The 7,168-nt window shown below is 63.4% G+C and carries 7 protein-coding genes and 1 pseudogene; all 8 read left to right on the top strand.

Annotated features, from left to right (window positions below; genetic code table 11):
* Positions 1-89 (top strand): annotated as a pseudogene (locus VN856_RS14850) (type VII secretion protein EsxI); the annotation flags it as partial.
* 241 nt (positions 90-330) lie between these two features.
* Positions 331-1,104 carry a response regulator transcription factor gene (locus VN856_RS14845; RefSeq protein WP_325690300.1) on the top strand — a complete coding sequence of 258 codons (774 nt, stop codon included), beginning with the start codon at positions 331-333 and terminating at the stop codon, positions 1,102-1,104.
* A gap of 18 nt (positions 1,105-1,122) precedes the next feature.
* On the top strand, positions 1,123-2,604 hold the full coding sequence (locus VN856_RS14840) for a HAMP domain-containing sensor histidine kinase (RefSeq protein ID WP_325690298.1): 1,482 nt from the start codon (positions 1,123-1,125) through the stop codon (positions 2,602-2,604).
* A gap of 201 nt (positions 2,605-2,805) precedes the next feature.
* Positions 2,806-2,934, top strand: a complete 129-nt coding sequence (locus VN856_RS14835; RefSeq protein ID WP_325690296.1) for a hypothetical protein — start codon at positions 2,806-2,808, stop codon at positions 2,932-2,934.
* The gene (locus VN856_RS14830; protein WP_325690294.1) at positions 2,931-3,020 is read left to right on the top strand and encodes a potassium-transporting ATPase subunit F; all 90 of its coding nucleotides are present in this window, start codon (positions 2,931-2,933) and stop codon (positions 3,018-3,020) included. Before VN856_RS14835 ends, VN856_RS14830 begins: the two co-directional genes overlap by 4 nt.
* Entirely contained in the window at positions 3,020-4,690 is a 1,671-nt protein-coding gene (gene kdpA / locus VN856_RS14825) for a potassium-transporting ATPase subunit KdpA (RefSeq protein WP_325690292.1), read from the top strand. The genes VN856_RS14830 and kdpA overlap by 1 nt, the downstream gene beginning before the upstream one ends.
* Before the next feature lies 1 nt (position 4,691).
* On the top strand, positions 4,692-6,857 hold the full coding sequence (gene kdpB, locus VN856_RS14820) for a potassium-transporting ATPase subunit KdpB (RefSeq protein WP_325690291.1): 2,166 nt from the start codon (positions 4,692-4,694) through the stop codon (positions 6,855-6,857).
* A 1-nt stretch (position 6,858) separates the two neighbouring features.
* Positions 6,859-7,168 (top strand): potassium-transporting ATPase subunit C (locus VN856_RS14815; RefSeq protein ID WP_325690289.1); only part of this gene is annotated, 310 nt, incomplete at its 3' end.

The following is a 7,168-nucleotide window of genomic DNA, read 5'->3' as shown; positions in this document are numbered from 1 at the left end:
AACAAGCCAACAGCCACGGCCAGAAGGTCCAGACGGCAGGCAACAACATGTCGTCCACCGACTCCGCCGTCGGCTCCAGCTGGGCCTAACCCTCTACAGCTCTACCGTGGCCCGCACACCCACCGGTGTGCGGGCCACAACTTTTTCCAGAGGCGGCCGGCGAATGCGCAAGTACGTTGGAGCGCAACCCGATTCGCGGCAGCATCGCGGACCCGGCGGCCCTCGGGCCAGACTCTCCTGGCCCCCTGGGCATTAGCCGGTTAGCCAAGACATGTGAGAAAGATATGAGCTTCGTGACAACGACCTGTGTGGCAGGAAGAATCGGCGACCATGGCGGTTATGTCGGCTTCCGCGCGTGATCAGCGGCCACGTCAGGCCATTCTCGGGCAGCTACCCCGGATCAGCCGGGACGACGGTTCCCCAATCCGCGTTTTGCTGGTCGACGACGAGCCGGCTTTGACGAACCTAGTCAAGATGGCGTTGCACTATGAGGGCTGGACCGTCGAAGTCGCGCACAACGGCAGGGAAGCGGTCAGCAAGTTCGACGATGTCGAACCCGATGTGCTCGTCCTTGACATCATGCTTCCCGACGTCGATGGTCTGCAGATCCTGCAGCGGGTCCGCGAATCAGGTCCCTACACGCCCACCTTGTTTCTCACTGCCCGGGACTCGGTGATGGACCGGGTGACCGGCTTGACCGCGGGCGCCGACGATTACATGACCAAGCCGTTCAGCTTGGAGGAGTTGGTCGCCCGCTTGCGGGGACTGCTACGGCGTTCCAGCCACCTGGCTCCCCCGGCAGAGGACGAACTGACGGTCGGCGATCTCACCCTCGACGGCGCAAGCCACGAAGTAACGCGGGCGGGTACACCGATTTCGCTGTCCTCAACCGAGTTCGAGCTGCTGCGCTTCCTGATGCGCAATCCGCGCCGGGCACTGACCCGCACCGAGATCCTGGACCGCGTCTGGAATTACGACTTCGCCGGACGCACCAGCATTGTCGATCTGTACATCTCGTATCTGCGGAAGAAGATCGACGCCGGCAGAGAGCCGATGATTCACACCGTCCGCGGTGTCGGATACATGCTCCGCGCGCCGGCCTGACATCAAGATGGCAGCGAAATGACCAGGGCCGCAACCACTCGGTGGTGGCGCCCACGCACATTGCGCCGCCAATTGGTGCTAGGGGTCTCCGCAGTGGTCACCGTTGTGGTGCTGGTGGTCGGCATCGCCTCCGTGGTCAGCCTGCGAACGTACGTCAACACACTCAACGACGCGGAAGTCGACGAATCACTGGACGCGCTGACCCATTCGCTCACCAGATACCAACATGGCGAATCAGGCCACTACGCCGATCTCGAGCACGCGATGTTGGGCTTCACCGGGCAGAACGCAGCCAATCTCATCGCCGTGATCCACGACGGCGATGTGATCGGCTCGGCCGTCTTCTTCGAAGACGATCCGCGTCCGGCCACGCCCGATGTCGTCGCCGCCATCAAGGCACAGCCCTGGCGAAACGGCGAAGTACGCACAGTGACGCTGGGCAGCCTTGGTTCATATCGGGTGAGCAGCCACAGCGCCGGCCCCGGTGACCAACTCGTCGTCGGAGTTTCGCTGGATCTCGCGAACAAAACCATAACTCGACGAATCATCAGTGCCACAGTGCTTTCGATCGCAGCATTGTTGGTGACGGCGGGTCTCACCGCGTTGGTGGTCGGCTATGCACTGCGGCCGTTGCGCCGCGTAGCCGTCACCGCCGCCGAGGTCGCGGGCGCTCCGCTCACCGGTGATGACCATCGCATCACCGCCAGGGTGCAACCGGACGACACCGATCCGGACAACGAGGTCGGAATCGTCGGACACACCTTGAACCGATTGCTGGAGAACGTCGACAGCGCGCTGACCCATCGAGCCGAATCCGACCGGCGCATGCGGCAATTCATCTCCGACGCCAGCCACGAGCTGCGGACCCCGCTGGCAGCGATTCAGGGTTACTCCGAGCTCACCCGCCAGGACAGCGCGACGCTCCCGCCGACCACGGAATACGCGTTGGCCCGTATCGAGTCGGAAGCCCGCCGAATGACCTCGCTCGTCGACGAACTCCTGCTGTTGTCTCGGCTGGGCGAGGGCGAGGACCTGCAAACCGAGGATGTCGACTTGGGCGATATCGTCCTCAACGCGGTCAACGACGCAGCCGTTGCCGCACCGAAACACCAGTGGGTCAAAGACTTACCCGACGAGCCGGTCTGGGTGCGCGGTGACCCCGATCGTCTGCACCAACTAGTCAGCAATCTGCTGACCAATGGCTGGGTGCACACACCGCCCGGAGTGATCGTGACAACGGGAATCACCTGCCATCGTGTCGCGCACGAGCCGGCCTACGCCGAGCTGACAGTGGCCGATGACGGGCCCGACATCGATCCGGAGTTACTCCCCCATCTGTTTGATCGATTCGTCCGGGCGAAGGACGCCCCGGACCGCGGCCCCGGCAATGGTCTCGGCCTCGCCATTGTCGACTCGATCGTCAAAGCTCACCACGGATCGGTCACCGCCGAATCCGCTGGCGGCCAAACCACTTTCCGGGTGCGTCTCCCGCTCGTTTAGTAGCCCGGATCACAGCTGTCACAGCAAAGGCGACCACGTGAGCGCATGCCAGTTAAGCGGAGAAAAACACTATTCTCCGCAAACCGAATCCACTCGACGTACTGTAAAGAAAGCGTTAGCGACCACGATTTAACCTCTCACGCGGCTTAGCGTCTTTCCAGACCCCATAGTCGAGACTAAATTGCATGCCGGAACCAAGACTTGATCGCCGATCGACCTGACCGGCTTGTCACGAACGGAGAAACGATGTCGGTGGTTGCCTACGTTCTGCTGACGGTGGCCGTATTCGCCGGCCTCGGCATTGCGCAGAAGCTGGTCGAAAAGCTGTGAGCTACGAAAACATCATCGGTCTCGCACTCTCGGCGCTAGTTGCGGTCTACCTGGTCGCGGCGCTGTACTTCCCGGAAAGGTTCTAGTGAGCACGACTGGCGCGGGGATCGCATTCCTCGCATTGCTGGTAGTCGCCTTGGTGGCAGTTCACGTGCCGCTGGGCGATTACATGTATCGGGTCTACACCTCGGAGCGGGACTGGCGGATCGAGAAGCTCGCTTACCGCATCATCGGGGCCAACCCCAAAGCTCAACAACCCTGGTTCGCCTACGCCCGCAGCGTGCTGGCTTTCTCGGCGGTCAGCGTGCTGTTCCTGTTCTTCTTCCAGTTGCTGCAGGACAAGCTGCCGCTGCACCTGAACAACCCGGCGACCCCGATGACGCCGGCGTTGGCCTGGAACACCGCGATCAGCTTCGTGACCAACACCAACTGGCAGGCGTACGCAGGCGAATCAACGCAGGGTCATCTGGTGCAAATGGCCGGGTTGGCCGTGCAGAACTTCGTCTCCGCCGCCGTGGGCATGGCAGTCGCGATCGCTCTGGTTCGTGGTTTCGCGCGGACCAAAACCATTGAAATTGGCAACTTCTGGGTGGATCTGGTCCGGGGCACCGTCCGCATCCTGCTGCCGCTCTCGTTCATCGCGGCGCTGGTGCTCCTCGCCGGCGGCGCGATCCAGAATTTCCACCTGCACGACCAGGTCGTGACGACACTCAGCGGCACCCCGCAGACCATCACCGGCGGGCCAGTCGCCAGCCAGGAAGCCATCAAGGAACTCGGCACCAACGGAGGCGGCTTCTACAACGCCAACTCCGCCCACCCCTTCGAGAACCCGACGCGCTGGACCAACTGGGTGGAGATCTTCCTGTTGCTGGCCATTAGCTTCTCGCTGCCGCGCACCTTCGGCCGCATGGTCGACAGCAAGAAGCAGGGTTACGCGATCGCCGCGGTTATGGGGGTCCTCGCAGCATTCAGCTGGACGATCACGATGTGGATGCAGTTGCAACACCACGGCACTGTGCAGGCCGCGGCCGGGGCGGCCATGGAAGGTGTCGAGCAGCGCTTCGGTGTTCCTGACTCCTCGGTGTTCGCGGCGTCGACCACGCTCACTTCCACCGGCGCCGTCGACTCGGCACACGACTCTTACACCAGTTTGGGCGGGCTGGTCGAGCTGTTCAACATGCAGATCGGCGAGGTCGCACCCGGCGGGGTCGGCTCGGGCCTCTACGGCATGCTGATCATGGCCGTCATCACGGTGTTCGTCGCCGGGCTGATGGTGGGCCGCACCCCGGAGTACCTCGGCAAGAAGATCAGGCCCCGCGAAATGAAGCTCGCGGCAAGCTATTTCCCGGTAACCGAGTTGCTCGTCTTGGTCGGCACCGGCATCGCCATGGGGTTGCCCGGCCCGCGGGCCGGGATGGCCAATACCGGACCGCATGGCCTGTCCGAAGTGCTCTACGCGTTCACCTCGGCGTCCAACAACAACGGCTCCGCCTTCGCCGGCCTGTCGGCGAACACCACGTTCTACAACACGGCTTTGGGCCTGGCCATGGTGCTCGCCAGGTTCCTGCCGATGATCCTGGTGCTGGCGTTGGCCGGATCGCTTGCGCGCCAGGGCCATACACCGGAGTCGCCCGGCACGCTACCTACCCATCGGCCGCAGTTCGTCGGCCTGGTCGCGGCTGTGACGGTCATTCTGTGCGCCCTGACCTTCCTGCCGGCTCTGGCACTCGGGCCTCTTGCTGAAGGAATTCACTGACATGACAACGTCTACGGTCTCCAAGACCCACTCGGTGCGTTCACCACAGCACCACCAGGGTGGCCACGAACCGACCGGTCGCGTCCAGGGCGGATTGCTCGACCCCGCACTGCTGGCGAAATCTCTGCCCGACGCGCTCCGCAAGTTCGACCCGCGCACTCTGTGGCGCAACCCGGTGATGTTCATCGTCGAGATCGGCGCGCTCTGGTCGACGTTCCTGACGATTCGGGATTCATCGTGGTTTGGCTGGCTGGTGGTGTTCTGGCTGTGGCTGACAGTTCTTTTCGGCAACCTGGCCGAGTCTGTCGCCGAAGGGCGCGGCAAGGCGCAGGCCGATACATTGCGAAAGTCCAAGGCGGACACCATCGCTCGCCGACTGCGGGGCTGGACGCCGGAGAATCCGGGTATCCAGGAAGACGTCCGGGCGCCGGAGCTGCAGAAGGGCGACATTGTCGTCGTCGAGTCGGGCGACATCATTCCGGGCGACGGCGAAATCGTGGAAGGCATTGCGTCGGTCAACGAATCGGCCATTACCGGTGAATCAGCACCGGTGATCCGGGAATCGGGAGGCGACCGGTCCGCGGTCACCGGCGGCACCACCGTGCTGTCGGACCGGATCGTGGTCAAGATCACCCAAGAGCCCGGTAAGAGCTTCATCGACCGGATGATCGCTCTGGTCGAGGGCGCCAACCGGCAGAAGACACCGAACGAGATCGCGCTGAACATCTTGCTGGCGGCGCTGACCATCATCTTCTTGTTCGCGGTGGCCACACTGCAACCACTGGCGATCTACTCCAAGATCAACAACCCCGGCGTGGCAGACACATCCGCACTGACCGCGAACGGCGTCAGCGGCGTCGTCCTGGTGGCTCTGCTCGTGTGCCTGATCCCCACCACCATCGGCGCGTTGCTGTCGGCGATCGGCATCGCCGGCATGGACCGGCTGGTACAGCGCAACGTGCTGGCGATGTCGGGGCGCGCGGTCGAGGCCGCCGGTGATGTCAACACGCTGCTGCTGGACAAGACCGGAACGATCACGCTCGGTAATCGGGAAGCTTCCGAGTTCCTTCCCGTCGGAGCCGTCACCGCCGAAGCGCTCGCCGACGCCGCGCAGCTGTCCAGTCTCGCCGACGAAACGCCGGAGGGTCGCTCGATCGTCGTGTACGCGAAACAGGCCTACGGGCTTCGGGAGCGCTCACCCGGCGAGCTCAGCAACGCCCACTGGGTCGAGTTCACCGCGACAACGCGGATGTCGGGCGTCGACCTCGACGGACGACAGCTGCGTAAGGGCGCGGCCAACTCGGTCATCAAGTGGGTCCGCGAGCAGGGCGGCACGATTCCCGACATGCTCGGCGACATCGTCGACGGCATCTCGGCCGCCGGCGGAACCCCACTGGTCGTCGGGGTCGTCAACAACGGTGAAGCCGATGTGCTCGGCGTCATCCACCTCAAGGATGTGGTCAAGCACGGCATGCGTACTCGGTTCGACGAGATGCGCAAGATGGGCATCCGGACGGTGATGATCACCGGCGACAACCCGTTGACCGCGCGAGCGATCGCCGAAGAAGCGGGGGTCGACGACTTCCTCGCGGAGGCCACCCCCGAAGACAAGCTGATGTTGATCAAGCGTGAGCAAGAGGGTGGCCGGCTGGTCGCGATGACCGGTGACGGGACCAATGACGCGCCCGCGCTGGCTCAGGCCGATGTCGGGGTGGCAATGAACAGCGGGACCAGCGCGGCCAAAGAAGCCGGCAACATGGTCGACCTGGACTCCGATCCCACCAAGCTGATCGAGATTGTGGAGATCGGCAAGCAGCTGCTGATCACCCGGGGCGCGTTGAGCACCTTCTCGATCGCCAACGACATCGCCAAGTACTTCGCGATCATCCCGGCCATGTTCGTAGCGCTGTTCCCAGGTCTGGATCTGATCAACGTCATGCGCCTGCACAGCCCACAGTCGGCGATTCTCTCCGCGGTGATTTTCAACGCGATCATCATCGTCGTGCTGATCCCCTTGGCGCTCCGGGGTGTTCAGTACACGCCCAGCAGTGCGTCAAAGTTGTTGAGCCGCAACCTTTATCTCTATGGACTGGGCGGCATCGTCGCCCCGTTCATCGGCATCAAGCTGATCGATCTGGTCGTGCAATTTATCCCCGGGATGGGCTGATATGAACTTCGCGAACATCATTCGTCAGCACTGGGCCGCGCTCCGCGCGCTGCTGTTGCTGACGGTGATCACCGGCGTCATCTATCCGCTGGCAGTCTGGGCGATCGCGCTGCTGCCCGGACTGCACGCCAAGGCCGAAGGGTCGATCATCGACGCTTCGGGAAAGCCGATCGGTAGCAAGCTGATCGGCCAGGCGTTCACCGATAAGGACGGCAATCCGTTGCCGCGTTACTTCCAGAGCAGGCCCTCGGCCGCCGGGGCGGGCTACGACCCGATGGCCTCGGGAGCCACCAACCTGGGCCCGGAAAGCA

Origin of the sequence: Mycobacterium sp. (genome assembly GCF_035603715.1) — a bacterium.
Classification (GTDB): Bacteria; Actinomycetota; Actinomycetes; order Mycobacteriales; family Mycobacteriaceae; genus Mycobacterium.
The sequence above is the reverse complement of the archived record's forward strand: the minus strand, read 5'-3'. Positions and strand labels throughout refer to the sequence as shown.